The sequence below is a fragment of the Laceyella sediminis genome, from assembly GCF_003003125.1.
Taxonomy (GTDB): Bacteria; Bacillota; Bacilli; order Thermoactinomycetales; family Thermoactinomycetaceae; genus Laceyella; species Laceyella tengchongensis.
The window spans coordinates 119,458-143,703 of sequence record NZ_PVTZ01000003.1; the positions used below are offsets into that span (position 1 = coordinate 119,458).

Annotated in this window: 26 protein-coding genes; 8 read left to right on the plus strand and 18 right to left on the minus strand. The window is 49.0% G+C overall.

Annotated elements, in window-relative coordinates; all coding sequences use genetic code 11:
• Positions 1–147 precede the first annotated feature (147 nt).
• From CLV36_RS05230 to CLV36_RS05245, 4 genes are all read right to left on the minus strand, one after another.
• On the minus strand, positions 148–960 hold the full coding sequence (locus CLV36_RS05230) for a YitT family protein (protein ID WP_029071762.1): 813 nt from the start codon (positions 958–960) through the stop codon (positions 148–150).
• A 288-nt stretch (positions 961–1,248) separates the two neighbouring features.
• The gene (locus tag CLV36_RS05235; protein WP_106341951.1) at positions 1,249–3,015 is read right to left on the minus strand and encodes a B12-binding domain-containing radical SAM protein; all 1,767 of its coding nucleotides are present in this window, start codon (positions 3,013–3,015) and stop codon (positions 1,249–1,251) included.
• Between the two features lie 313 nt (positions 3,016–3,328).
• Positions 3,329–3,901 carry a GNAT family N-acetyltransferase gene (locus tag CLV36_RS05240; protein ID WP_106341952.1) on the minus strand — a complete coding sequence of 191 codons (573 nt, stop codon included), beginning with the start codon at positions 3,899–3,901 and terminating at the stop codon, positions 3,329–3,331.
• Positions 3,902–4,026: 125 nt separating this feature from the next.
• The gene (locus CLV36_RS05245; protein ID WP_106341953.1) at positions 4,027–4,971 is read right to left on the minus strand and encodes a hypothetical protein; all 945 of its coding nucleotides are present in this window, start codon (positions 4,969–4,971) and stop codon (positions 4,027–4,029) included.
• A 191-nt stretch (positions 4,972–5,162) separates the two neighbouring features.
• Here CLV36_RS05245 and yyaC point away from each other — a divergent pair, with 191 nt between their 5' ends.
• Both yyaC and CLV36_RS05255 read left to right on the plus strand, forming a co-directional pair.
• Entirely contained in the window at positions 5,163–5,717 is a 555-nt protein-coding gene (gene yyaC, locus CLV36_RS05250) for a spore protease YyaC (RefSeq protein ID WP_106341954.1), read from the plus strand.
• A 129-nt stretch (positions 5,718–5,846) separates the two neighbouring features.
• Positions 5,847–7,463 (plus strand): M20/M25/M40 family metallo-hydrolase, encoded by a 1,617-nt coding sequence (locus CLV36_RS05255; RefSeq protein ID WP_106342039.1) that lies wholly within the window; start codon positions 5,847–5,849, stop codon positions 7,461–7,463.
• Between the two features lie 62 nt (positions 7,464–7,525).
• Here the strand turns inward: CLV36_RS05255 and CLV36_RS05260 are convergent, their stop codons facing one another.
• The 3 genes from CLV36_RS05260 to metA all read right to left on the minus strand — a co-directional run bounded on the left by CLV36_RS05260 (position 7,526) and on the right by metA (position 8,911).
• On the minus strand, positions 7,526–7,738 hold the full coding sequence (locus CLV36_RS05260) for a hypothetical protein (protein WP_102991994.1): 213 nt from the start codon (positions 7,736–7,738) through the stop codon (positions 7,526–7,528).
• 100 nt (positions 7,739–7,838) lie between these two features.
• Complete coding sequence (locus tag CLV36_RS17185) at positions 7,839–7,997, minus strand: hypothetical protein (RefSeq protein ID WP_181352834.1); 159 nt, start codon at positions 7,995–7,997, stop codon at positions 7,839–7,841.
• On the minus strand, positions 7,994–8,911 hold the full coding sequence (gene metA, locus CLV36_RS05265; RefSeq protein ID WP_106341955.1) for a homoserine O-acetyltransferase MetA: 918 nt from the start codon (positions 8,909–8,911) through the stop codon (positions 7,994–7,996). Before metA ends, CLV36_RS17185 begins: the two co-directional genes overlap by 4 nt.
• 280 nt (positions 8,912–9,191) lie before the next feature.
• Here metA and CLV36_RS05270 point away from each other — a divergent pair, with 280 nt between their 5' ends.
• Together CLV36_RS05270 and hmpA are read left to right on the plus strand one after the other, a co-directional pair.
• The gene (locus CLV36_RS05270; protein WP_106341956.1) at positions 9,192–9,878 is read left to right on the plus strand and encodes a Crp/Fnr family transcriptional regulator; all 687 of its coding nucleotides are present in this window, start codon (positions 9,192–9,194) and stop codon (positions 9,876–9,878) included.
• A 118-nt stretch (positions 9,879–9,996) separates the two neighbouring features.
• Positions 9,997–11,223: an NO-inducible flavohemoprotein gene (gene hmpA / locus CLV36_RS05275; protein ID WP_106341957.1), complete on the plus strand. Its 1,227-nt coding sequence runs from the start codon at positions 9,997–9,999 to the stop codon at positions 11,221–11,223.
• 349 nt (positions 11,224–11,572) lie between these two features.
• Here hmpA and CLV36_RS17190 read toward each other — a convergent pair whose 3' ends face one another.
• Together CLV36_RS17190 and CLV36_RS05280 are read right to left on the minus strand one after the other, a co-directional pair.
• On the minus strand, positions 11,573–11,731 hold the full coding sequence (locus CLV36_RS17190; RefSeq protein WP_181352836.1) for a hypothetical protein: 159 nt from the start codon (positions 11,729–11,731) through the stop codon (positions 11,573–11,575).
• Positions 11,728–11,940, minus strand: coding sequence for a hypothetical protein (locus CLV36_RS05280; protein WP_106341958.1), 213 nt, complete (start codon positions 11,938–11,940; stop codon positions 11,728–11,730). Before CLV36_RS05280 ends, CLV36_RS17190 begins: the two co-directional genes overlap by 4 nt.
• A 454-nt stretch (positions 11,941–12,394) precedes the next feature.
• Between CLV36_RS05280 and CLV36_RS05285 the strand changes: the two genes are divergently transcribed.
• Entirely contained in the window at positions 12,395–12,832 is a 438-nt protein-coding gene (locus CLV36_RS05285) for a hypothetical protein (RefSeq protein WP_106342040.1), read from the plus strand.
• A 172-nt stretch (positions 12,833–13,004) separates the two neighbouring features.
• Here CLV36_RS05285 and CLV36_RS05290 read toward each other — a convergent pair whose 3' ends face one another.
• Positions 13,005–13,835, minus strand: a complete 831-nt coding sequence (locus tag CLV36_RS05290; protein ID WP_083464821.1) for an aldo/keto reductase — start codon at positions 13,833–13,835, stop codon at positions 13,005–13,007.
• 128 nt (positions 13,836–13,963) lie between these two features.
• Positions 13,964–14,206 (minus strand): cysteine-rich CWC family protein, encoded by a 243-nt coding sequence (locus CLV36_RS05295; protein WP_245888297.1) that lies wholly within the window; start codon positions 14,204–14,206, stop codon positions 13,964–13,966.
• 533 nt (positions 14,207–14,739) lie between these two features.
• Between CLV36_RS05295 and CLV36_RS05300 the strand changes: the two genes are divergently transcribed.
• Positions 14,740–15,159 (plus strand): hypothetical protein, encoded by a 420-nt coding sequence (locus CLV36_RS05300; protein WP_022735978.1) that lies wholly within the window; start codon positions 14,740–14,742, stop codon positions 15,157–15,159.
• Positions 15,160–15,210: 51 nt separating this feature from the next.
• Here the strand turns inward: CLV36_RS05300 and CLV36_RS05305 are convergent, their stop codons facing one another.
• Positions 15,211–15,459, minus strand: coding sequence for a hypothetical protein (locus CLV36_RS05305; protein WP_106341960.1), 249 nt, complete (start codon positions 15,457–15,459; stop codon positions 15,211–15,213).
• A 323-nt stretch (positions 15,460–15,782) separates the two neighbouring features.
• Between CLV36_RS05305 and CLV36_RS05310 the strand changes: the two genes are divergently transcribed.
• Positions 15,783–16,844: an endonuclease/exonuclease/phosphatase family protein gene (locus CLV36_RS05310; protein ID WP_106341961.1), complete on the plus strand. Its 1,062-nt coding sequence runs from the start codon at positions 15,783–15,785 to the stop codon at positions 16,842–16,844.
• Between the two features lie 72 nt (positions 16,845–16,916).
• Here CLV36_RS05310 and CLV36_RS05315 read toward each other — a convergent pair whose 3' ends face one another.
• The 6 genes from CLV36_RS05315 to CLV36_RS05335 all read right to left on the minus strand — a co-directional run bounded on the left by CLV36_RS05315 (position 16,917) and on the right by CLV36_RS05335 (position 22,651).
• Positions 16,917–19,592, minus strand: a complete 2,676-nt coding sequence (locus CLV36_RS05315) for a S8 family serine peptidase (RefSeq protein ID WP_106341962.1) — start codon at positions 19,590–19,592, stop codon at positions 16,917–16,919.
• A gap of 314 nt (positions 19,593–19,906) precedes the next feature.
• Positions 19,907–20,758 carry a 1,4-dihydroxy-6-naphtoate synthase gene (locus CLV36_RS05320; RefSeq protein WP_106341963.1) on the minus strand — a complete coding sequence of 284 codons (852 nt, stop codon included), beginning with the start codon at positions 20,756–20,758 and terminating at the stop codon, positions 19,907–19,909.
• On the minus strand, positions 20,755–21,444 hold the full coding sequence (locus tag CLV36_RS05325) for a futalosine hydrolase (RefSeq protein WP_245888303.1): 690 nt from the start codon (positions 21,442–21,444) through the stop codon (positions 20,755–20,757). The genes CLV36_RS05320 and CLV36_RS05325 overlap by 4 nt, the downstream gene beginning before the upstream one ends.
• Positions 21,445–21,605: 161 nt before the next feature.
• Positions 21,606–21,734 (minus strand): hypothetical protein, encoded by a 129-nt coding sequence (locus CLV36_RS17810; protein ID WP_281257238.1) that lies wholly within the window; start codon positions 21,732–21,734, stop codon positions 21,606–21,608.
• A gap of 55 nt (positions 21,735–21,789) precedes the next feature.
• Complete coding sequence (locus CLV36_RS05330) at positions 21,790–22,161, minus strand: hypothetical protein (RefSeq protein WP_106341965.1); 372 nt, start codon at positions 22,159–22,161, stop codon at positions 21,790–21,792.
• Between the two features lie 43 nt (positions 22,162–22,204).
• Positions 22,205–22,651, minus strand: a complete 447-nt coding sequence (locus CLV36_RS05335; protein ID WP_106341966.1) for a protease complex subunit PrcB family protein — start codon at positions 22,649–22,651, stop codon at positions 22,205–22,207.
• 639 nt (positions 22,652–23,290) lie between these two features.
• Here CLV36_RS05335 and CLV36_RS05340 point away from each other — a divergent pair.
• Positions 23,291–24,238: an eCIS core domain-containing protein gene (locus CLV36_RS05340; protein WP_106341967.1), complete on the plus strand. Its 948-nt coding sequence runs from the start codon at positions 23,291–23,293 to the stop codon at positions 24,236–24,238.
• Positions 24,239–24,246 lie beyond the last annotated feature (8 nt).

Below are 24,246 nucleotides of genomic sequence, written 5' to 3' on the forward strand. Positions count from 1 at the left end.
CGGTCAATCTTCACCATTCACCATTTTTCGCCCCGCAGTTGGCATATTCCTTTTTTTGCAAGCTGCAAATATCTCTGCCGCGTCGGCTGACGGCAAAGAAAAAACCCCTTGATGCCCTAGGAACGGGACTGAAGGGGTTGCCTCACGCTATCCGTCTCTGCGAAAATATCCCATCACTTCAACTGTCTCCATGACATTGACAAATGCTTTGGGATCGATTTCTTTGATCAAGCGCTTCACACCAGCCAGTTCGTAGCGGGAAATGATCATGAATAACACTTTACGCCGTTCACGCGTATAGGCACCTTCACCATCCATGATCGTAATGCCTCGAACCAATTTAGAAATAAGGTGCTCTCTTACCTTTTCACCGTTATCGGTGATGATCATCAATGTTAATTTAAGGTGTTTGGTATGAATCGCATCAATGACTTTGCCGGAAACGAAAATAGACAGCATCGTGTACAATGCGCTATCCCAATCAAACACAAAGCCAGCCACAAAGATGACAATCGCATTTAACGCAAACATGAGCATTCCCGCCGGAAGCTCTTTTTTTCGCGTCAACATAAAGATGATAATGTCGAATCCACCGGTCGAACCGGAAGATTTAAAAATCAAACCCGTGCCGATCCCGGCCAGCACGCCGCCGAAAACCGAAGACAAAATAGGGTCTGACGAAATCGCCTTGATGGGAATCAACAATAAGGCAATCGATGTGACAGTAACCGAAAAAATCGTGTAAAACATAAACCGCTTGCCCAACTTGCAAAATCCGAGCACCATCAGCGGAAGATTGAGGGCGTAGTTGATAATCCCCGTATTGATTGGCGTAATTAGCGCCAACATCATCGCGATGCCCGCAACGCCGCTACTCAGAATCTTGTGTGGCAGCAAAAACATATTCCAAGCGAAAGCGATCAACACGGACGACAGAAAGATGTTCACGAAATTAATCACACGCAGTTTAACCATATCCACCACTTTTTCCAATCCTTTTGTTATCAAATCCATCCATGAGTATACCACCGGCACAGCACCATCGACATGTCACATCGTACACATTTCCACGGTCATTTCTCTGACACCTTGTATGAATACAGCCACACCTGCGCCGCGCTATACTATCAGGTTTCCTACATGCGTTGCCGGATAAACATGAACACCGCGCTCAACAACAAAGCCCCTCTTTTCCGTTTAGAGGGGCTTGTTGTTGATGTTAATTGTATAAGAAACTGCTGTAGAGAGCTAAGCCAATCGTACCGCGCCTTCATCCAATTTCATCGCGTAGCAACGCACCGGCTCCCCGCCTTTTGGCCGATATACCGCAAACAAGGCGGTTCGTTGCTCCAACACGCGGCCAGTGGCGAGATAAGCATCCAAATCAAACGGCAATATCTCCACCACGGCATGCTTATGCAAGTCCCGTTCGTTCAAGCGGTTTGAAGCAAACTCGTCCGACAAGCGCCCCGGCTGTTCAGCTGCCTGGCGCAACAAGTCGGCATGCGTGGCCTTGTCCATGTTAAAATCCCACCAAACCTTGCGAGGACGTTGTTTGTGGTTCAGGTAATAATCATATTTCATCAAGCCGAGGATTACATCCATCCGCTTGGTTCCGCGCTGTTGCAAAAAATCCCGCAAACGCGTAAACAAATCCTCCAACTGATGGCCGATCTTCCGCCATCCGCGCGCTTCCCAATAATCACCGAATTCCTGGAAAAAATCAAACGGCGATGGGAATTCGTGCCGGATCAAATAGCCGATGGTGTGATCCATGCGGTGGGCATTCCAATATTTCTCCAAAACATCCTCCACCCGCTTGATTCGGACGATGTCCGAAAACGGCAGGTGATCGTTGCCCAAAATTTCATAAGGGGCCCGCTCCATGAAGACGTAATTGTATTTTTCCGCATCATGGCGCATACCCGTCCCCCGTAACATCTTCAAGAAACCGAGCTGCAACTCCTCTGGCTCCAAGGCAAACACATCGTTAAAGGTCTTTTTGAACGTGGTGTAATCCTCCAACGGCAACCCCGCGATCAAATCCAAGTGTTGAGCAATCTTACCGCTTTCTTTCACTTTGGTTACCGTCCGGGCGAGTTTGGTGAAATTTTGGCGCCGCTTCACCAGCAAATTGGTAGGATCGTTGGTTGACTGGACACCGATTTCAAACCGGAAGATGCCCGGCGGCGCATGCTCTGCCAAAAAGTCGAGCACTTCCGGGCGCATGATGTCCGCTGTGATCTCAAATTGAAACACGCAACCTTGGTGGTTGTCGATCAGAAACTGGAAAATTTCCATCGCATAGTCCCGTTTGATGTTAAACGTACGATCCACAAATTTAATCAGCTTGGCACCATGGTTGATCAAGTAGAGCAAGTCTTGTTTGGTACGCTCTATATCGAAATAACGGACACCCACTTCAATGCTGGACAGGCAAAACTGGCAACTAAATGGACACCCCCGGCTCGTCTCAAAATAAACGACGCGATTGGACAAGTGGGCCACATCCTCCGGGAAGCGGTGCGGAGATGGCAAGTGATTCAAGTCCAATTTGGGGCGCGGGGGGTTGATCCGCACCTCGTCCCCATCGCGGTAGGCCAAACCCAATACAAAATGGAACTTCTGCTCACCGCGCAATTCGGTCAATAGCTGGTGAAATGTAGCTTCCCCCTCGCCGACGACAATGAAGTCGACTTGGGGTAGACGCTTCATCCAATAATCGGTGTCATAGGAAACCTCTGGCCCTCCTAGTACAATCTTCACATCCGGCTTCACTTTCTTCAGCATGTCGATCACGGTGATCGTCTCTTCTATATTCCAGATGTAACAAGAGAACCCCACCACATCAGGTTGTCGTCCATACAGGTCGGACACAATGTTCATCACTGGGTCCTTGATGGTGTATTCGACAATCTCGATCTCAAAATCCCGCTCACTGTACGCCTTCAGATAACGCAAGGCCAATGAGGTGTGGATATATTTTGCATTCAATGTAGCTAGCGCGATTTTCATTCGATTCAACCTCATCACTTTGTTCTCAAATCCATTGTCTCCGCGTCGGGAAACAATCCTGCCCCTATTCTACACTGTTCCCAGTTAAAAAGGGAATCTCCACCCATATTTCATAATCCGCCCCTGCCACGGAATATGCTGTAGCATGCACATAGCTAACGCAGAAATGGAGGGTACGGATTGAAATCATACTCTGTCTTGATCCGGTCCTACTCGTACTCGCACCGATTCTCGATAAGCAAGGCCCTTGGGGAAGGCTGATTCCATAAGAAAACCCCTGCCAGTCACGGCAAGGGCTTCTTTTATGCCCGAATCACACATCACTTATCTTCTCCCTTTCCGCTTGCTCCCAATCCTCCCGGGTCAGGGCATAGATAAGATGATCCTCCCACACTTGATTGATATATAGATATCGTTTGGACAACCCTTCATAGCGAAAACCCGTTTTTTCAAGAACCCGACTAGACCGCCGATTGCGTGGCATCACCGCCGCTTGCACCCGGTGCAAATCCGCTTCATTGAAGGCGAAACGAAGTGCCAGCCCCACTGCTTCGACCATCAATCCTTTTCCTTGTTGCTCCTCGGCGATGAAATAGCCTAAAGTGCAGTTTTGCCAGACCCCGCGCACGACATTGCTCAAATTGACCCTGCCTATTAATGAACCCGTCTCATTTAGAAAAATGCCGAACCCATACCCTTGATCCTGATCCCACTTTGCCAAATCGCGCTCAATCACTTCCAGTTGCCCGGCCATCGTAAAATGACTATCGGGAAACCTTGGTTCAAACGGCTCCAAATACTGCCGATTGGCCACCCGCAACTGCAACAGCGCTTCTGCATCTTCCCGTTCCAAACGGCGAATCGTGATTCGTTCTGTTGACAGCATGACTCATCTCCACCCTTTTTTTCGTATATTCCCAATCATCGGGTTTACAGTATAAATGGGAAATGGTGAGAAAGTCAAAAAACCCGGGTCCTTGATCAACCCGGGCGTGATGCATAAGCCTAGCTTTATCGGTATGCGTTTTTCACATAATCGGTACTAAATTGGCCCAATCCATTGAAGTAACTATCGGTCAGTCGGGCGGGATCGGTAGCCATGGCCCCACGAGCGACAGAATCATCTTTGTCATCCCATCCCCATGCGGCGTTGGCCGCGTTATCCTTGCCATTGTCTCCGGCAAACGTCCCCCAGCTGGCAAAGGTTTGACTGTCTGAACGGTGATCCCACAACCCCCCGGCTTCAAATGTGTTTACCAACCGATATTTAACATGGCGATCATTCCCATGCTCCGGCACCTCTGCTACTGAACGGTCTGGGTAGTAGATCACACCATCTCCACCTGGGAATTCTCCACCGTTCCACGCTTTCAGTCCATGCCCCTTCGCTTCTTGGAAAGTAGCCGGGTGCAACGCACCGTCATAAGTCACCATCCGCAATTGGCCGTCAATATTCTCTTCCCCATCGGTAAGCGGACTGCCCGCTGGAGTGAAAGAATAGAAGTTGGTGTGGAAGACGGTGACCATGCCTTCCAATTTGCCGTAGGCGCTCCCATCCTTCCGCACAATCGCCATGGCTCCCTCCATGTCATTCTCATGTGTGTCTAGCCCGAAATCGGGATAATCCACCCAATCACGCGGATGAAAAAAGCTGTAGACGATATACCAGTGAGTGCCAGTCTCCACGACAGAATAGTATACAGTCGCCCGCAGGCGGCCTAGATCATCGTCTTGGTTTTCCCAATTGTTTTTGGCGTTCCAATCCCCGTCATAGTCGACCGCTGTCAAGTAATCGGCGTCCGCGTCAGTATCATCCGTATCCTGATAGTGAACAGGAGCCCAGCGATAAGCCAAGTCCAAATCGTCGGCCGCTTTTGCTGGTTGGGGCCATACGACCGATGTACACACTACCACCACCGCACAACAAATCCATGTTTTCCATCGGCTAAAATCCATACGTTCTCCTCCTTCAAATCAATTATCACACTTTTCGATCTTACTAATAAATTCTTATCTCAACAAGAGAATATCCTATAAACCAACAAAAAATTGATCCATTCTTAAAGGAACATGATAAACTATTACCGATATTTAGGAGCCTGATCCCACTGACTGCGCGATGGATCAAGTTTTTGTTGGAGGTTTTCATGGAGAAAGAAAAGTGGCAAATCCCTTTCGATCACCCCAATGCGGTATCCCTCCTCACCCAACGCTTGGATGAGTTGCTGGCGCCGCATTCCCATCGGCCGCTTCTATGCCTGTGCATCGGAACAGACCGCAGTAGCGGCGACACCTTGGGTCCCTTGGTCGGCACGTTGCTAACTGAAGCGCCTTCACCCAAAATCCAAATCTGCGGCACCTTGGCCCAACCAGTCCATGCTTTTAGCTTGAATCAAACGGTCGCCGAAATCAAACAACTCGCCAACGCACCGTTCATTATCGCCATCGACGCCAGCCTGGGCAAACAGAAAGAAGTCGGCATGGTTGAAGTTGGGGAAGGTGCGCTTGTTCCGGGAAAAGGTGTCGGCAAAAAACTGCCACCGGTTGGGGACATCCATATCAAGGGCTTCGTCAACGCTGCCGGAGCTATGCCCTCTCACATTCTGCAAACCACCCGATTCCATGTGACGTATGAGATGGCAACCAAAATTAGCCGCGCGCTGTTAACCGTGGCCGCGGCCCATAGCACGCCACCCGACTGAGGTGGCGTCCGGCTCAACATTTGTCCTCGAGAATGTTTCCTGATACATTGAAATTATCAGCTAGATCTTTATGCTTGGCCATGTGCAAACATTCTTTTTAACTATCGTCGAAAACGGAGCGGATGAATGATGAGAAAATGGCAAACCACGGCGCAATTGGTCGATCTTTTATGCGAGCTAGTCCATATTCCAAGCATCACCGGCAGTGCGGGAGAGATTATGCTTCCCGGATTGGTGACACAACAACTACGATCCCTTTCTTATTTCCAAGCCCACCCCGATCATATCGAAACCCATCCGACCGGCGATGGGCGCGAATTTGTGACGGCGCTGGTCAAACATCCAAGCAATGTGAGCAAAACGGTCATCTTGATCAGCCATTTCGATGTTGTGGATGTGATCGATTACGGGATATGGGAACAACACGCGTTTGATCCAAAGACGCTCACTTCCCTGTTTCGCGACAATCGGGAGACCCTGCCCGACGCGGTCCGGGCCGACCTCGAAACCGGTCATTGGCTTTTCGGCAGGGGCATCATGGATATGAAATGCGGCTTGGCTCTGCACATGGCCATGATTGAACAAGCTTGTTATCAAGCCTTTGACGGCAACGTGTTGTTGTTGACCGTGCCTGATGAGGAGATCAATTCGGTAGGGATGCGGGCAGCGGTTCCCAAACTTTTGGAATTGGCTGAACGGCATGGACTCGTTTACCGAGCTGTCCTAAACTCCGAACCCATGTTCACTCGCTATCCCGGCGATGAAACAAACTACATTTACACCGGCTCCATCGGCAAAGTGTTGCCTGGGTTCCTGTGTTATGGCAAAGAAACCCATGTCGGTGAACCCTTTGCTGGGTTAAACGCCAATTTCATGGCCTCCAAACTCACCAACGCCCTGGAGTTGAACACCGATTTTTGCGAAAGGATCGGAGAGGAAGTGACGCCTCCCCCGACCAACCAGATGCAAACGGATTTGAAAAAAGATTACTCCGTTCAAATCCCGCACCGAGCAGTCACTTTGTTCAATCTATTCTTATATGATACAGGCATCGATGAACGCGTTACACAGTTGCTCTCACTCGCCCGGGAAGTGGCGGCCGACATCAAAGAAACTGTACTCATGCAGGCGCAGCGGTTTGGCACGTTCACGCCGACGGAAACGGATATCAACGTGCTTACTTATGAACAACTTTATTCCTATGCGGCGCGCACGCACGGCCAGGACCGCTTGGAACAAACCCTGCAAGAAGCGGTACGCCGGAGCGATCCGGGAGACCAACGGCAAACCACGATAAACATGGTTGATGAACTGGCTATCTTGTGCAAAGAAATGGCTCCCATGATCGTGTTGTTTTTCTCTCCCCCGTATTATCCGGCGGTGAACAGAAGCGACCATCCCTTGATCAAACGGGTTGTTGCTCATATGATCGACACAGCCCAAAAAACGCATGGAGTGGCGCTGAAACACCAGCATTATTTCGGGGGAATTTCTGACCTGAGTTATGTCGGATTGCAAAGACCCTTGTCCACCCTAATCCCGCTTGTGAACAACATGCCCCTATGGGAGCGCGGCTATGATATTCCGCTGGCCGCGTTGCAACAACTCGATGTGCCGGTGTTAAACTTTGGTCCTGTCGGCAGGGACGCCCATCAATGGACAGAGCGGATCAATGTCGATTTTGCATTCGGTCCAATGATGAAATGGTTGCCTGAATGCATTCAACAGCTTCTAGCCGATGATTGACCACTTGGCCCACATCACCCTGAAAAAAGCAATGCGGTCAGCCCATGGCTGACCGCTTGTTTTCAATATTCCCCTTTATCCACGATTTCGCCCAATTGACGGGACATCAAATACTCAGTCGCCGCTTGCACATCCCTTGTCAAAAACGGGGGTTTGCCCGGCTCGTATATAATCCATCCCAGCAATTCCACATCGGCCACATAGCGGTCAATCGTAAACGGACCATACCGAACGGGCTCACCGATCTCAATCCATTCCAGGCTCCATTCTCTCATCGGCGCCAACTCCGTACACCATTTTACAATAATTGACGGAACACCTTCCTATTTTGTTTCATTTATCGAAAAAAAAATCCTTATTTTTTATCTGTTGTTACTAGGTTGTGTCTGATGAATAGGCCAGCGGCTCCAAAACCATTTTCTCATTCGCTTCACGCGTGGCGAGGCGCTCATCGAGAAAAGGTTTTTCCGCCGCTTCTTCCTCACCAACTTGATTTGCCAGACACACCCTAGTGACGGTTTGGCGCAATCTCATTTAATACGATTCAAATCATATGGCGTTTCTTGGTATACGTAATAATTGAGCCAATTTGAGAACAACAAGTTCCCGTGGGCGCGCCAACGTTGTAGTGGTTGCTGATTGGGGTCATCCTGTGGGAAATAATGTTTAGGAAGCGGCACTTCGATCCCTTTGGCCCGGTCACGTTCATACTCTTCTTTCAAAGTGTACAGTTCATATTCCGAGTGGCCCGTCACAAAAATCTGGCGTCCATCTTTGCTGATCACGATATAAACGCCCGCTTCAGGGGATTCTGCCAATATCTCCAGCTCCCCGACCTTCTCGATCTCCTCTCTGCGCACCTCGGACAAACGGGAATGCGGCGCGTAGAAACAATCGTCAAACCCGCGCAACAGCTTAGTGTTTTGCTTACAGATCATATGCTCAAACACACCAAAACACTTTTCTTGCAATCGGTGTTTGGGGATACCGTAATGATGGTACAAGGCGGCATGCGCCCCCCAACAGATGTGCAAAGTGGATGTTACGTGATGCAGTTTCCAATCCATGATCTGCCGCAACTCGTCCCAATAGTTGACCTCTTCGTATTCTAAATGGCCGACAGGAGCGCCCGTGATGATCATGCCATCGTATTTTTGGTATCGAATTTCATCAAACGTCTTATAAAACATGGCCAAATGTTCCGGCGGCGTATGCCGGGTGGTGTGCGTCTTGGGATGAATCAGGTCAATCTCTACTTGCAGGGGCGAATTCCCCAAAAGGCGTAGGATCTGGGTTTCGGTTGTGATCTTGATAGGCATCATGTTCAAAATGACGATTTTCAGCGGGCGGATATCCTGACGAAAGGCATCCTGCTCTCCCATAACAAAGATGTTTTCCTGATTGAGAATATCGATTGCCGGCAATTTATCCGGAATTTTGATCGGCACAGACTCTCCCCCCGTTTCTCCTCGAGCGCATTCATTTCCTTGCTCGTGGGAAATTTCTCGTTATTTAAACTTGTAAACCAACATACCGCCTAACGCAAGAGGAACAAATGGATTTCGAATATTGGGAAACACCTTGCAATTTGCCGAAGTGGATAGCCAAAAAATAACTTCTCTCCGCCACGGAAAGTCGATCAGGCTCCCCCCCTTCTCTTCTTCTGGCCACTTTCACGGTGTATAATCGAGCATACGAGCGTCATTCCACTTCAGGAGGAACTCAACCATGAATCATCCCATCGAATTATTGCAAGCAATCCCCTTGTTTCAAGGCCTCACGGAAGCTGAGTTGGAAAAACTATGGGAAATCGTAGGCATCCGCCACTGCCACAAGAAAGAAATCATCTTCAGAGAAGGTGCTGCTAAAACGGCGATTTACATCATTCAAAGCGGCATGGTGAAAACGTACAAAACGGACGACCAAGGGCATGAGCAAATTGTTTGTTTGCTCAGGCAAGGGGACATGTTTCCCCACACCGGTTTCTTCAACCAACTCCCTTACCCAGCGACGGCTGAAACCATTGATCAAACTGTGTTGATATCCATCCCGGTGGAACCGTTTGAACAAGTCATGCTGTCTAATCCCACCATGGCAGTCAAGGTCATGCGAGTGATGGGTAACAAAATCTTAGATTTACAAAAGCAATTGCACGAGTATGTCGGCCATGATGTACAACAGCGCGCGGTCACCTTTTTGTTGGATCTGGCGGACAAATACGGTGAAAATCGGGATGGCACCATTTTAATCAACATTCCGCTCACCCACCAGGACTTCGCCAGCGCCATCGGCACCACCCGTGAAACGGTCAGCCGGCTTTTGAGTCAACTTCGCAAACAAGGGTTGCTCCGTATGGGTCGGAATCAGTTTGTCATCCCGGATCTGGATGCCTTGCGCCATTGGGTAGGTTCTTGAACAACCTGGATGTGCTGTTCACCTCTTGTTCACATGATTTGTGATATCTATCACATACTTCCTCGGCAAATCCCTTTACCATGAAAAGAGAACACACATCAGAAGAGAGGGATTTTCCATGTTACAAAAGGAAACGATTCGACTGATTCAAGAATCTGTCCCCTTATTACGTGAATACGGGCACAAAATCACCGCCAATTTTTACAAACGTATGTTCAACGAACATCCCGAATTGCTGAATATCTTCAACCACGCCAATCAACGTAAAGGCCATCAACAGCAAGCCTTGGCCAATGCCGTCTATGCTGCGGCCGCGAACATCACACAATTGGAACAAATCCTGCCGACAGTGAAACACATCGCCCATAAACATCGGAGCATCGGGGTGCTACCGGAGCATTATCCCATCGTCGGCCAAAATTTGCTTTTAGCCATGCGCGACGTGTTACAAGACAAACTGACGGAACCGATGCTGAACGCTTGGCAAGAAACGTATGGAGTCATCGCTGACCTCTTTATCCAAATGGAAGAAGAATTGTATCAGCAAGCCGAACAGCAACCAGGTGGCTGGCGTGGATTCCGGGATTTGGTCGTAACCAAAAAAGTGCGCGAAAGCGAGCACATCACGTCCTTTTATTTGGAGCCAAAAGACGGCCAACCGCTGGCCACCTTCCTACCGGGTCAATATATTAGTGTCAAAGTAGAGATTCCGGGCGATCCCTACACACACATCCGGCAATACAGCCTTTCTGACGACCCCAACGCATCACATTACCGCATCACGGTGAAACAGGAAGAGAATGGCAAAGTGTCGACTTATCTCCATCAAGAAGTCGAAGAAGGAAGTGTGCTGTCTGTCAGCGCCCCAGCCGGCGTGTTCACACTGGAGCAAACCGACTCCCCTGTCATCTTGCTCAGCGCCGGCGTAGGCTTGACACCGCTGTTGAGCATGCTCAAAGCCTTAGCCCAATCTCCCTCTTCACAGCGAGTCATCCATATTCACGCCACGCACAACAGCCAGACACATGCGCTGCGGGAAGAGGTACTCCGCATCGCCAACAGCCATGCCCATATCGAAAACTATTTCTGCTATTCTCAACCTACGGACACGGATCGGTTGAACCGGCTATATGACAAAGAAGGGCTCATTGACGCCGAGTGGCTGAAAACGGTATTGCCGTCCACTGGGCATTTCTATTTGTGCGGGCCGTCGGCGTTCATGCGCGATTGCTACCAAGCACTTCTGTCACTGGGCATTGCTCCGGCCGCGATCCATCATGAAATTTTCGGCCCAGCCGGAGCATGGACCCCACCTGCTGCTGCACCGATGGGAGCAACGCAATAAATGCCGTCTGGAGCTGACTTGCCAACATGCCCCTGTTTTCTCCTTGCTATGCCACAAACACTTGCATCGTCCTTGGCTATGCCCGAACGCATGGCCAAGGACGTTTTGTGTTACTATCAACAGTGAAACTTGCTGATACCCGACTCCTTTTCAAATCCATCAATATCTACTATACAGCCTAAGACGCATGCTTGCTGAGAATTGGCGTGCGAGTTGGAACCTGTCGCTTTCTACAGGAAAAGCCTCTGTTTGCAAAACCTTGCTTCATTAGTAATTTGCCTGTTAATATATTGTTTGCTCTACAAACATATTTACAATAATTCTGCGCGAGAAACACCCCTTGCCCGCATTACTTTCCTCTTCCCTTGCTTTTCTTGGTGTTTGATCGCGGTTTGAGCGTGACATCGTCATCGTCCTCATCATCCAGGATGGTTTCATTCGTCTCCTCCTGCGTTTGATTTTCCTCTGACACGACCGCTGGCTCTTCCTCTTGTTTGACCCGCTTCATTTGTCTTGTTCATAACGCAATTGGGTATAACTTGGCCCAATGATCCCCGACAAAATGACCGCGAGGATGAAAATGGCCGCATTCCACTTCCTCCGACCTAGGTCAATTCGCCACTTCCCTAAAGGGATAACCAGTTTTCGATGCCAGCGGCTCGGGTAAACCATGCCAATCAAGGTGTACAACCCCACACACCCAAGAATAAATTCCATTAGCGGCCTCCCACGAGATAATCCAAAATGCAGACAAAGCAACCCGGAAAGTTTTTACCTAGGATGGAACACTGCTTCGTCCCAACAGCCCGGCCCTGCTTGGTCTGAATTTTCATTTACCAGAAAATGAAAAAATCAACCCTTCATCCATTCATAATAAACCATTTATTTAAGGCTATTTTTCATGTCTATTGGTTCACGAAAGCTTTGTTTCGTAAACCATTTATTTTTAAAGCGCATGTGATGCTGTATTCTGCACACAAAATCTCCTTTTCGCATCCTCCAAACTGATGATACTTGCATGGGCACACACCTCCGCAAAACTTTAGCCTCTGTTCATCTTTGATTCATCTGCCATTCAGCTTGAAGAGTTAAGATTGAATGGAATCATCAAGCAACAGGAGGCACCACTGTGAAGAAACGTTTATGGCGGGCATTATGCAAATCGTTCCCAATGACGCTCCGTTGGTTTATGGCGATGATCTTTCTCTTATATGGAGGAGTTAAACTGATCTTTGGACAATTCGGCCACATCCCCTTAAATGAAATCACACAAGCAGCTGCTCAAAAAGGGGAGGGATTCGCCATCACTTGGGCTTTTTTTGGTTATTCCCGCCCCTATGAGCTTTTTGTCGGCCTCGGGGAAGTGATCCCCGCATTGCTCCTGCTCAACCCCCGTACTGCCACGCTCGGGGCAGTGATGTACTTCCCGGTAGCCTTTAACGTCATGCTCGTAAACTATTTTTACCATATCGGTGTGCATGACCTCAGCACGGTGTTGGTCATCATGAACCTCGTGCTCTTGTGGCTGGACCGACGGAAACTGTTGATGATTTTTTGGAAGAACATCCCTACGGGTCAAGCATCAGAGAAAGGAAGGGAAGTGGCATGACTCCGTTTATCACGAACGGACTGATCATTCTGTTTGTGGTGATCACCCTTTTTTACTTGGTCAAAGATTATGTGGAAGAAAAGAAGAAAACCAAATCCTGAATGCACGGGCCTACTCACCAAAATCAAAGAATCCCCAGCTGATTCAACCAACTGGGGATTCATGCTTCACATTAAAATTTGAAATGGTCGGGATGTTGCCCAAAGCGGTGATTTTGATTTAATCCATCCAGTCGCGCCATATCCTCAGGCGAAATCTCAAAGTCAAAAATGTCTGCATTTTCCTCAATCCGACTTGGCGTGACGGACTTGGGGATGGTCACCACCCCATGCTGCAAATCCCACCGCAATACCAATTGCGCCGGCGTCTTGCCATATTTTTTGGCCAACTCCACAATCACCGGCTGATTCACAACATTGCCGCGCATCAACGGACTCCACGCTTCCAACTGAATCTTCTCCCGCTCGCAAAAGGCGCGCAACTCCTCCTGCGTTAACAAAGGATGGAATTCCACCTGATTGACTGCTGGCGGCACTTCACAGGTAGCAAGCAACTCTTCCAAATGATGCGTTTGAAAATTGCTTACCCCGATTGCTCGTACCCAGCCATCCCGGTACAACTTCTCCAAAGCCCGCCATGTATCCCGGAACATGCCCGGCACTGGCCAATGAATAAGATACAGATCGAGGTAATCCAAGCCCAACTTTTTGCGGCTACGGTCAAAGGCAGCCAGCGTGGCTTCATACCCTTGATCCGTGTTCCATACTTTGGTGGTGACAAACAGTTTATCCCTTGCGATACCTGATTGTTTGAGCGCATGGCCCACGCCGGTTTCATTATGGTAGAAAGCCGCCGTATCTACACTGCGATAACCTACTTGAAGAGCCGTTTCCACCGCCTGCTCCACTTCTTTGCCTTCTTGTGCCTTATACACCCCCAAACCCAACCAAGGCATTTCCACCCCGTTGTTTAGCAAAACACAATCCGTAATATGACGCACCATCCTTCTACTTCCTTTCCATTCTTCTGATTCATCCCGGATTCGCCCATCAGGGATGGCAAGCAAGTACATTATACCTACCCTCCCCTGCCCATGAAAGGCGCACCGCAAGCACGATTGTGCGTTAACGCTCATCCCGGCAAGTTTCCACGCTTATATCGGTCTAGGCAACTTTTGCAGATGCATGCCTTGTTTTTGTACGCTGATGGTACCTGTTCAAGTAGACCCGCAGGAAACGCTTCTATTCTACACCAACAGTCACCAATGCGCTGCTCCGACAGATTGCCGCACTGGTTGTGTTTGCCGCATAGCGGACAAGCTGCCGGATTCACTTCACCGCCCATTTCTCCACATCCTTTCCTATCTTCTCGCATCGCCCGGTACCACCGATATACACTCGGTCGCTCCTCTCCCTTACAAGCAGCCATTCTGTCACTGTCTTCAACCTGTCACACAATATTTTGCAACTATTTCAGAATAAGACACGTCACAATTGAGCAGTAACCTTATCACATTCAAAGAAAAACTGGAGGAAAGAAACATGCATTCAGGTAAGCGCCGATCTCAAGCACTCTTGTTCGGCCTGGCTTTCACCCTTTTGGTCGGATGCTGCCGAGTGAAAAAGAAAAATAACCAGCCGACCCCACCTCCCGCTTCAGAATCATCCTCGTAGCGGGCGGCATGGACACGCATGGTTTCGGTCAGCAATGCAAAAGAGCGGGGCACGTAATATAGCCCGGCTTTTTGCGTCTTGCAGGTATGCTAATCTAGCGATTCACTCGCCGAAACGCCATCTTCCATCCTTTTTCCTTTCTCGCCGATTTTATATACAATGGGTAGGTTGAAGGGGAATCAAAGAAAAAGTGGTAATTAGTACAAGACAAGCTGTGAAAGGATGGAGATGGCAGTGGCGACTAGATCAAATGAAGAATTGCAGTTATTGAGCATTCCTTTTCGGAGCAGACTGAATCAATTTATGAGCAGTCTGACCAAAAAGCGGATTGTGTTGAATTGGCACAAGGACAAAGAACGTATACAGCGCAAACTGTATAAGGATGATGTGGATTGTGACACCCAGTTCCTGTTGTGCTTGGCCGATTATTATCATGAGATCAAACCCATCTTGCTGCAATCTTATCGGGAGGAATATCCCGAAGAACCGCCCACGCCAGCCAAATTGAAAGAATGGATGGAAGACTGCGCCATCGCTTCCAGCGTGCTTGGCCACAAAAAAGCCCGCAATGTATGGTTGGAAATCATCCGTGTATTTGAATGGTTGATGGAAGCCAACCTGATCCCGATGAATGAAAAAAACGTATTGATATAAAAAGGCTGAGGATCCCCCTCAGCCCACATTTTACAAAAACCGGTCACCCCATCAGCGTTTCCGTTTTCCCCGATTGGCCAACTGGATGGCTTCAAGAATTTTGCGCTGATATTCATCTTCTTCGGATTGGCGCGCTTCTTGAAGCCGTTTTGCTTCTGCTTGCAACCGCTTTCTCTTTCTGTCTAAAATTTCAAGATACTTTTGATCAAAATCATCCCCGCTGTACCCCGCAAACAGGGACATTTTACTCGCATCACTTTGCTTTCTCCTCTGCTGCTGATGCCCACTAAACAATCCCATGTCAAGCCCCCCATCATTTTTTCTGTTTGGGGTGTGTAAAATGATCATGATTACCTTTATACATTTCTTATATGACGGAATGATCGATCGATTCATTCCCCTCCCTTCTTACTATGCGATAAACGGCCAACGCAATTCAATAGGCTCACGCAAATGACATGGATCATTCACCGTTTTGCCCTAGTAGCGCCAAAAAACGTTTTTTCATCAGACAAATAATTCAATTGCTTGATACAATTTAGTATTCTTAAACATAGAGATCATATCTACAAAAAGAATAGAGATATGTAATCCGCATAGAGCGACAACTGGGAGGATTCGCAATGGTAAAAAAGGCGTTATGGGGATTGGCTTTGTTCTGCTCCCTGGTCTTGCTGTGTTTTGGCGCTTTTTTGTTGTATGTGACGCTAACCGATTATGAACCTGAACCGGCCCTGCCCCTCACCGTCAGCAATAACGCGAGCCAGAAATTGACCACTGGTGTCCCGTTCACGGTAACCACGTTTAACATCGGCTACGCCGGCTTGGACAAAGACCAAGACTTCTTCATGGATGGAGGAACCCGCTCCCGCGCCGCCAGTAAAGAGCAAACGGCAAAAAACTTGAGCAAGATTCTTTCCTTTTTGAAAAGGGAAGCTTCTTCGTTCTATCTATTACAAGAGGTGGATGTGGACTCATCCCGAAGCTATCATATCAACCAACAGGCCGCCATGCGGCAACATCTTCCAGACTATGGATTGGTGTTTGCCCAAAATTATTTGGTGCCATGGGTGCCAGTGCCCATCTTCGACCCCATGGGTTCTGTCAACGGGGGACTGGTCACCTTATCCAAGTACCAGTTGAAGCAAAGCACCCGCTTCTCCCTGTATGGCAAGGAAGATTGGCCACAACAACCCTTTGACCTGGACCGATGTATTATGGAAAACCGAATCCCCTTAGAAAATGGGAAAGAATTGATCCTAGTTAACCTGCATTTGTCTGCCTTCGACAAAGGCGGAAAAGTAAGAAAACAACAACTAGCCTTTTTGAAAGAATTTATGCAGCGCCATGTGCAAGCGGGAAACTATCTGATTCTGGGTGGAGACTGGAACCATCTGATCCCTGGCACAGCCCCCAAACGGTTTAAAGCGAAAGAATCTTGGCCTGAGTGGATGCAAACGATCCCGTCCGACTTTCTGCCAAAAGGGTTTACTTGGGTGGCAGATGGCAGTGTTCCCACATCCAGAACGTTGGCACTCCCTTTTAAGCAGGGAATCAACTTTCAGTCCAACATCGACGGTTTCTTGATCTCATCCAATGTGGAAGTGAAGCGTGTGTACGGCCATTCGCTTCAATTTGAATACAGTGACCACAATCCGGTTACCGCCGAATTTGTATTAAAATAACTAAGCAAAGCATGGAAAAAAGCCGCCGGCCCGCCTAATTGGCGGATGTCAGCGGCTTTTTTCCTGCCCGTGTCACTGTGGCAATTCAATTTCCACCTTTTTGGTGGTCACATGACCCACAGAATCTTTCACTCGAACGATGATCGAATTTTTGCCGGGTTTCAATTGGCCCTTTGTAAACGCATGATGGAACTCAAATAATCCGTCTTCAACATAGTTCACATCTTCGATGATCTGCCAATCTTTCTCTCCAGCGAGACGCCAGCTTACCTCTTCCAGCCAAGCTTCTTTCACTTTGCCCGACAGTTGATCGGCGTCGGCTGTTAATTCGGTGATGACTGGGGCTTTGGTGTCGATGAGGACGAAGAAGTTGGCTTCCGCTTTTTTCCCCAAGTATTCGCATTCGACGATAATCGCGTAATCTCCATCAGGCAACTTCTTCCCTTTGCTGTCTTTCCCATCCCACATCCAATCCGTGTAGCCAGCGGCCGGATTGTTGGTTTGATAAAGCAGATACTTTTTCCCGCCTTCCGAGCTTTCGGCGGTGATTTTCAACGATGATGGCGCCACAGCCAAATAGTACGTCAAGAGCGTAAATTTGTGTTCATCTTTGCCGTTTGGTGAGATGATGTATGCAGATTGTCCCAAACTGGTGATGACTTCATAGCCCTTCGGTTCATTCAAAGCGATGAAGGGAACCTTCAATTCCTGTTTTCCATCTTTCAAAAATACGGCTCCCGTGTAAATCCCGCGGGGCAAGGAAGTGTTGAAGCTCATCGTCACCGGTACCTGCCCCTGTGATTTAGCACCAACTACTAGGGTGGACGGAACAGTCACGCGAATCCCTTTTTTGCCATTGTCTAGCTCTACCCGTACGGCATAGCGTTTAGCTTTACCAGACAGGTTTTCTACCCGTAAGGTTCGATCGATCTTCTTCACCCCAGTTTTGGGCTGTAACAAACCAAAGCTGAGGCGGTTTGAAACGACCAGGGATTGTGTAGTGATCGCCTTGGGCAAATCGATACGCCCAGCTCCCTGCGAAATGGGGGAATACTCTTTCTTCTCCGTATCCTTCAACTCGACCGCCGTATTGGACAAGGCCGATTTTACTTGTTCCGGATTCCAGTCGGGATGCTTCTGCAAAAGCAATGCGGCAGCTCCAGCCACGTGCGGGGTAGCCATGCTTGTTCCGCTCATTTTTCCATATCCCGTTTTCTCCAAGGAACGAGGCAAGGTGCTTACAATGTCGACACCAGGTGCTGTCACATCCGGCTTAATGTCCCAGATGCCGTTGGCCGGTCCGCGCGAACTGAAGTCGACCATTTTTTCCCGTTTGACTGAGCTGAGCTTGATCTCTGTTTTGCCAGCAGCTAGCTGATTCTTAATGTGGGTGCCAAAACCGCCAGAAATCGTCACGATTGGCACAAAGCGCTTCGTATCCGGCTCGCCATTTTCATCTGTTTCCATCGGGATGGCAAACCAGTCACCTTTGAGGTGATTATAGATGATCACAGCCGCCGCTCCAGCTCGTTTGGCGTTTTCGGCAACCGACTGTACATCATCACCGCTCCGTTGAACCAATGCGATCTTACCTTTGGCATCGATTTTTTTGAAGTCAGACTTTTTACCTTTTCCTGCATCTACTAGCTGATACGTTCCCTTCAATGGAAACTGGGGCGATGAAGTGATTAAATTGGTCTCCATTTTCTTGTTGTCCCCGACTACCTGCACAACCGGGGAAGGAATGATCTTCGTTGAAGCCCCGACGGAGATGATATTGGGGGATGCGGCAGGTGCTCCGACACTCCAAGTAGCGGGGCCCGCATTGCCGTTGGCAACAACGACCACAATCCCTTTTTTGATGGCCCGTTCAAGAGATTGAGATACCGCTTCATCCGGCACATTGACATCCATCCCCAAAGAGAGGTTCATCACATCGGCCCGGTCTTTGACCGCTTGCTCGATCCCACTGATAACCCAGTCCGTGGTTCCACCGCCATGCGCCCCCAATACCCGGTAAGCCAACAGGGATGCTTCGGGAGCCACCCCTTTGATTTTCCCGTTGGCCGCGATGGTGCCGGCGACATGGGTGCCATGCCCCACTTCATCCTGCGGAATCTTGTCATTTTCTACAAAGTCATATCCGCCAATCATATTCTTTTTCAGATCGGGGTGTTTCATGTCCACGCCCGAATCGATGACAGCAACTTTGATTCCTTTGCCGGTGACCGCCTGTTTTCGGCCATCGCGCATCTTCCAAACATCTGGTGCTCCGATCAGCGGGGCGCTTTTTGACATCAAGGCTTTGTAAGTACGTATGGGGTGGATGCGTTTCACACCGGGCAAAGCGGCCACTTTTTGCAAGTCATCCCCTTTGAGGGTGACAGCCATGCCCGAGAAGACCGTATCATAGGTACGTTTCACCCTCAGGCCAGGAGAGCGTTCTTTCATTTCTGCAATCAACTGCTTTTGTTTTTGGCCCAAGTATTTGCGATACTCCCCTTCGCTTTTTGCCGACACCTTCTTGGTTTTAGACAAAGAACTGTACACCACGGTTGGCGCTTCGCTCATCTCAATGATGACAGAAGCCTGTTTCCCTTTGCTGGCAACCACACCCGGCGCCAATTTATTTTTTTGCGCTGTTGCCGCAACATGAGGAGTAGGCGATGCGGCGACAGCCGGACTCCCCCATCCCCCCGTTCCCAGCACAAGAGAGGCACACAATACATAAGGGATAAGCTTTTTCACGGTGAATCCCCTCCGTATAATCAAACATTTTAATAAATGAAAATGTTCATCCTACAGACAACTAGTTCACCTTTTCGCTGTAATCACCACCATTATAAAAATTTTTAAATTTAAATTAAGTATAAATCTATACCTAGGAAAAGTTGTTTCAAAATCGTTACATAAATGCTACGAAAGTTTGTTGTTAACAAATTTGTTGCTTTTTCCCTTCTTGGCGCCCCAGACAATCTCGTTGGTCATGTAAACACCCCCGCCATGCATCGTTGACGGGGATGGATAACGCGTCCTATAAGCCTAGGGAGGTACCGCTTCTATCAGGCTCTTTGCGGAAATGAAAGCGTCGCCGGATCGATTTTTGGCACCAGCCCTTCTTGTGCGGCCCGGCCAAGCAAAGCATTGATTGCCGCATATCCAGTCTCGCCCAAATTGGCCGTGTATTCATTTACATATAGATTGATGTGCGCTTGGGCCACTTCCGGATCCAACTCTTGAGCGTGGCGCAACACATACTCCCGTGAAGCGTCGGGGTGCGCCCATCCGTATTCGACCGACGCGCGGATCCAGCCTGCGATGGCCTCAACGTCGAGAGAGCGCCGGGCGATAATCGCCCCCAGTGGAATCGGCAAGCCAGTGTCTTCCTCCCACCATTGCCCTAAGTCGACCACCTGTTTCAAACCATATGACGGGTAAGTGAAACGTGCTTCATGTATCACCAAGCCAGCATCGACTGCGCCGTCACGCACTGCCGGCATAATTTCATGAAACGGCATTACCACAATCTCACCCACGCCCCCGGGCACCTGTTGGGCCGCCCAAAGCCGAAACAGCAAATAAGCGGTAGAACGCTCACTGGGAACAGCCACCCTACGCCCTGACAACATCGCCGGCTGACAGGCATCTCCTTCACCGGCCGTCAACACCAGTGGGCCGCAACCCCTTCCCAGGGCCCCCCCGCACGGCAACAAGGCGTATTCTGACATCACCCACGGCAAAGCCGCACACGATATCTTCAACACATCCGGTCCGCCCGGCTCGGCGGCTAACCCGTTGGTGATGTCAATATCGGCATACGTGACGTCTAATTGCGGCGCGCCCGGCACGAATCCATGCACCCAGGCGTGAAATACAAAAGTGTCATTGGGACAAGGAGAAAAAGCGATCTTCATGTCAACACCTCCCGTAGTACTGAGCTGGCGGCGGCCAACGCCTCCAACGCCTCACTGATTCGCCAAGCATCCCGGTCGCGCGGGCCGACAGGATTGGAGATGGCGCGCAGTTCAAGAATTGGCACACCGCAACGGCTCGCTGCGGCGGCCACACCAAATCCTTCCATCCCTTCAGCGGTGGCTCCTGGCACCCGTGCAACCAGCTCGGCGGCGGTCTCTGCCGTGCCCGTCACCGTTGACACGGTAAGAACTGCACCAGTGGTGACCGGCAATCCAGCCTTGTGCAAAGCCTCAACGACTCGTCTCATCCAGTCTTCGTCCGCCCGAAACCTGGTTGAACCAAAGCCAAGCTCGTCCAAGCTGAGGAACCCTTCTGGTGACTGCGCTCCCAAATCGGCGGCGACGATCTCATCCGCCACTACAAGGGAGCCCAGTTCGGCTCTTCCTTTGAACCCCCCGGCGATGCCAGCCGCGATCACTAGATCGTACTTGTCGGTAGCCAATGCCGTCGCTGTACCGATAGCGGCTGCAACGGGACCGACACCAGCAGCCAATACATGAAAATTTGCGGTGTCGCCGATCCCACGCAACACTGCTTCTTTTTCAACTGAAACAGCGGTGACCACGAGCACGCGCATGCCTGCTCCCTGCTTCTCGGCATGAAACACTGTAGGCGATTCTTGCATCTGATCAAGATTCATTTGCACTATCTCCTTTATTTCGCTTTCCTAATTATAAAGGGGATACGCCATGACATCAAATCATGCGAAACGCGTTCCTGCATTTGCCGTACCAGTCCTGCCATCAGCCATTCACACCCGATATTGGGCAATAAAAAAGCCCCGCCTTAGGGCGTGTCTGTTGAATAGGCCAGCGGCTCCAAAACCATTTTCTCATTCGCTTCACGCTTGGCGAGGCGCTCCTCGAGAAAAGGTTTTTCCGCCGCTTCTTCCCACCAACTTGATTTGCCAGACACACCCTAGTCAAGGCGAGGATCTTTTAGGCGTGCAGTCACAGGGACAACAGCCGATTCATTTTGCGTAATTTATGCATTGGATGTTTTGCAGTTCAGAAGCATGGACATAGCGAAAACCCATAAATGTATTAAAGAAGTACCAAACATTTGAACCGTTTACCAAATCACCCTTTACCATCCCGTTAAAACCATGGATGGTTCCTCTCGGCCACGTAAGTTCCACCTCCGCATCCACACGCGGCGCAACACGAACTGACGCTCCTCCATCAACTACTGACGCTTGCAGCCGTCCATTCTCACAGGCGGCATCACCCGACTGGCCGACTGCTGCTTGCATCGGCGCCACATGCTCCTGCGCTCCGACCATGGACACTTGCCCCCATATGCTCACTAAAACCAATGCTACAGATACCAACCACTTATTCATGCTCTTTCCTCCAACCGAATAAATAAGGTGAATGTGATTCTATTCAATTAATCCACACGGAAACATGCTTAATCTTGTGGAAAGGATCAGGCATTGACAGGACTTGGACGGGGCTGGTCAATTGCGGAGAGACCACGGCATGAGGTTGTGGCTTAACTTCATTAGCCCAAATGAGCAACCGAGTGTCATTGATCCGGACAATACTATCAACCTCGATCGCATAGCCGGTTGTCGGCCGAATTCCCAAGGACAATATCACATAAGCAATTCCATCTTTATGAACCAATGCATGGCCATCAGTAACCCGCCACTGAAGTTCTTGCACTTTGTTTTTCACTTCATTTGGTAAATACTTAATATTTTCTACAATTTTAAACGAGGTTTCAAGTGGTTCTTCTGCAGACGCGTAAGAACCGGACGGAATTACTCCCCAAAACGCAAAGACCATCAAGAAAGCGAGCAAACAAACTCTCATTCTTTTCCCATCCATATTTAAAAACTCCTTTCTAAAATTTATTCCTTCTCTATATTAACATACTTAGCTGAATATTTGCATATAGAACACAATAAAAATAAATATGATTTACAATATAAAAAGTAGGTAACACGCCTGTCATCCGCTAAAACCTCACTTTTCCTTTGTATTTTCCCAATCCAATTAAAACCAATACGCACGAAAAAGTTAAATAATAAAAATCAATATATATTTTTCACACAAACCCCATCTCTACACTGCTATTTATTCTCCCCTTACACCAGTCGCTTTACACTGGCATTATCGCACTCCCGGCAAATCCTCCTCATCCAGCTACTCGCCGAACACTTTCCCCAAGGGTAATAATGTGTGTAAAGACGCCTCTCGACGTATGATTAACAAATATTTCACTCTAGTGTGCCGTTTATAAAAAGGCTGTCCTGTATAATCCAACTAGGGTATGTCTGGCAAATCAAGTTTTATGGAAAAAGCGGCGGAAAAACCTTTTTTCGATGAGCACCTCGTTACGCGTGAAGCGCATGAGAAAAGGTTTTGGAGCCGCTGGCCTATTCATCAGACACGCTCTAGGGCATGCCTCACACGGAAAACAGTTAGTGCAATGCACCCTCCAATTCATCACGAAAGGAACATGACATGAAACATTTGCAACACTGGAAAGTGATTTTGGCCTCCTCCTTGCTCGCAACCAGCCTTCCATGGGGCTTCGGTCAAGCAGCTGCTGCCGAGAAAGTCGTCACCAGCCACGATTATAAACTGACCATCACCTATGACGACAAAACGCTCGAACCAGCCATCGCCAAATACACGCTCGCTTTCAAACGCTCTTATTGGCTGATGGCCAAAGCCTACAGTCCACAAATTGCCCCCAATGAGGTATTTATCCGATTTGTGAAAAACAGCAAATACCCCATCGCCTACACCGTGGGCAACACGATATACATCAACCCCGACTGGGCGAAGAAAAACCAACATGACGAAGGCATGCTCGTGCATGAGCTGTTTCATGTCGTCGATGCCTATCCCAATCAGACGACTGCCCCGAGCTGGGTGAAAGAAGGGTTGGCCGATTACGCTCGCTCGCGTTACCATATCAAAAAGCCCGGAACCATGTTGAAAATTCATCAAAAGATCCAACAAAACCAATATTCCGAGCAACTGTTTAAAGAATATACAGGAAAAACAGTTGATCAACTCTGGGCTGAATACAAAAAAAACCCAGGCTCGGTGGAAGCGCTCAATTGGGTTTTCAAAAATAACAAAGCCCGTTACAACGGTGAACAAGGAGCCGGAAAATGGGTAACATATTTCGATTTCAATTACGTTCCTGGCTCCCAAAATTATTTGCGTGTGCGCAATATGAGCAAAACGCAAGGCACCGTCACCTTTCAAGTGTTCAACAAAAAAACGGGCAAGGCAGTCCGCACTTACTCCGTCGTGCTCAAAGCAAATGAAGTCAAGCGTTACGATCCCCTGTCCAAGGCACTGAAAGAGCCACCGAAAGGTAATTACACCTTGCGCGTCAAGATCCCCAAAGGCATGAAGATCGATTTTGAACTTAATTACGGCAATCAAACTTATTGACAAAGAGG

Excerpts from the sequence above, each read along its gene's own strand:
- CLV36_RS05235 (WP_106341951.1), bottom strand. The coding sequence starts at position 3,015 with ATGAAAATCGCGCTAGCTACATTGAATGCAAAATATATCCACACCTCA.
- CLV36_RS05240 (WP_106341952.1), bottom strand. The coding sequence starts at position 3,901 with ATGCTGTCAACAGAACGAATCACGATTCGCCGTTTGGAACGGGAAGAT.
- CLV36_RS05245 (WP_106341953.1), bottom strand. The coding sequence starts at position 4,971 with ATGGATTTTAGCCGATGGAAAACATGGATTTGTTGTGCGGTGGTGGTA.
- yyaC (WP_106341954.1), top strand. The coding sequence starts at position 5,163 with ATGGAGAAAGAAAAGTGGCAAATCCCTTTCGATCACCCCAATGCGGTA.
- CLV36_RS05255 (WP_106342039.1), top strand. The coding sequence starts at position 5,847 with ATGAGAAAATGGCAAACCACGGCGCAATTGGTCGATCTTTTATGCGAG.
- CLV36_RS05260 (WP_102991994.1), bottom strand. The coding sequence starts at position 7,738 with ATGAGAGAATGGAGCCTGGAATGGATTGAGATCGGTGAGCCCGTTCGG.
- CLV36_RS17185 (WP_181352834.1), bottom strand. The coding sequence starts at position 7,997 with ATGAGATTGCGCCAAACCGTCACTAGGGTGTGTCTGGCAAATCAAGTT.
- CLV36_RS05270 (WP_106341956.1), top strand. The coding sequence starts at position 9,192 with ATGAATCATCCCATCGAATTATTGCAAGCAATCCCCTTGTTTCAAGGC.
- hmpA (WP_106341957.1), top strand. The coding sequence starts at position 9,997 with ATGTTACAAAAGGAAACGATTCGACTGATTCAAGAATCTGTCCCCTTA.
- CLV36_RS17190 (WP_181352836.1), bottom strand. The coding sequence starts at position 11,731 with ATGAAGCGGGTCAAACAAGAGGAAGAGCCAGCGGTCGTGTCAGAGGAA.
- CLV36_RS05280 (WP_106341958.1), bottom strand. The coding sequence starts at position 11,940 with ATGGAATTTATTCTTGGGTGTGTGGGGTTGTACACCTTGATTGGCATG.
- CLV36_RS05285 (WP_106342040.1), top strand. The coding sequence starts at position 12,395 with ATGACGCTCCGTTGGTTTATGGCGATGATCTTTCTCTTATATGGAGGA.
- CLV36_RS05290 (WP_083464821.1), bottom strand. The coding sequence starts at position 13,835 with ATGGTGCGTCATATTACGGATTGTGTTTTGCTAAACAACGGGGTGGAA.
- CLV36_RS05295 (WP_245888297.1), bottom strand. The coding sequence starts at position 14,206 with ATGCGAGAAGATAGGAAAGGATGTGGAGAAATGGGCGGTGAAGTGAAT.
- CLV36_RS05305 (WP_106341960.1), bottom strand. The coding sequence starts at position 15,459 with ATGGGATTGTTTAGTGGGCATCAGCAGCAGAGGAGAAAGCAAAGTGAT.
- CLV36_RS05310 (WP_106341961.1), top strand. The coding sequence starts at position 15,783 with ATGGTAAAAAAGGCGTTATGGGGATTGGCTTTGTTCTGCTCCCTGGTC.
- CLV36_RS05320 (WP_106341963.1), bottom strand. The coding sequence starts at position 20,758 with ATGAAGATCGCTTTTTCTCCTTGTCCCAATGACACTTTTGTATTTCAC.
- CLV36_RS05325 (WP_245888303.1), bottom strand. The coding sequence starts at position 21,444 with ATGCAAGAATCGCCTACAGTGTTTCATGCCGAGAAGCAGGGAGCAGGC.
- CLV36_RS05330 (WP_106341965.1), bottom strand. The coding sequence starts at position 22,161 with ATGAATAAGTGGTTGGTATCTGTAGCATTGGTTTTAGTGAGCATATGG.
- CLV36_RS05335 (WP_106341966.1), bottom strand. The coding sequence starts at position 22,651 with ATGGATGGGAAAAGAATGAGAGTTTGTTTGCTCGCTTTCTTGATGGTC.
- CLV36_RS05340 (WP_106341967.1), top strand. The coding sequence starts at position 23,291 with ATGAAACATTTGCAACACTGGAAAGTGATTTTGGCCTCCTCCTTGCTC.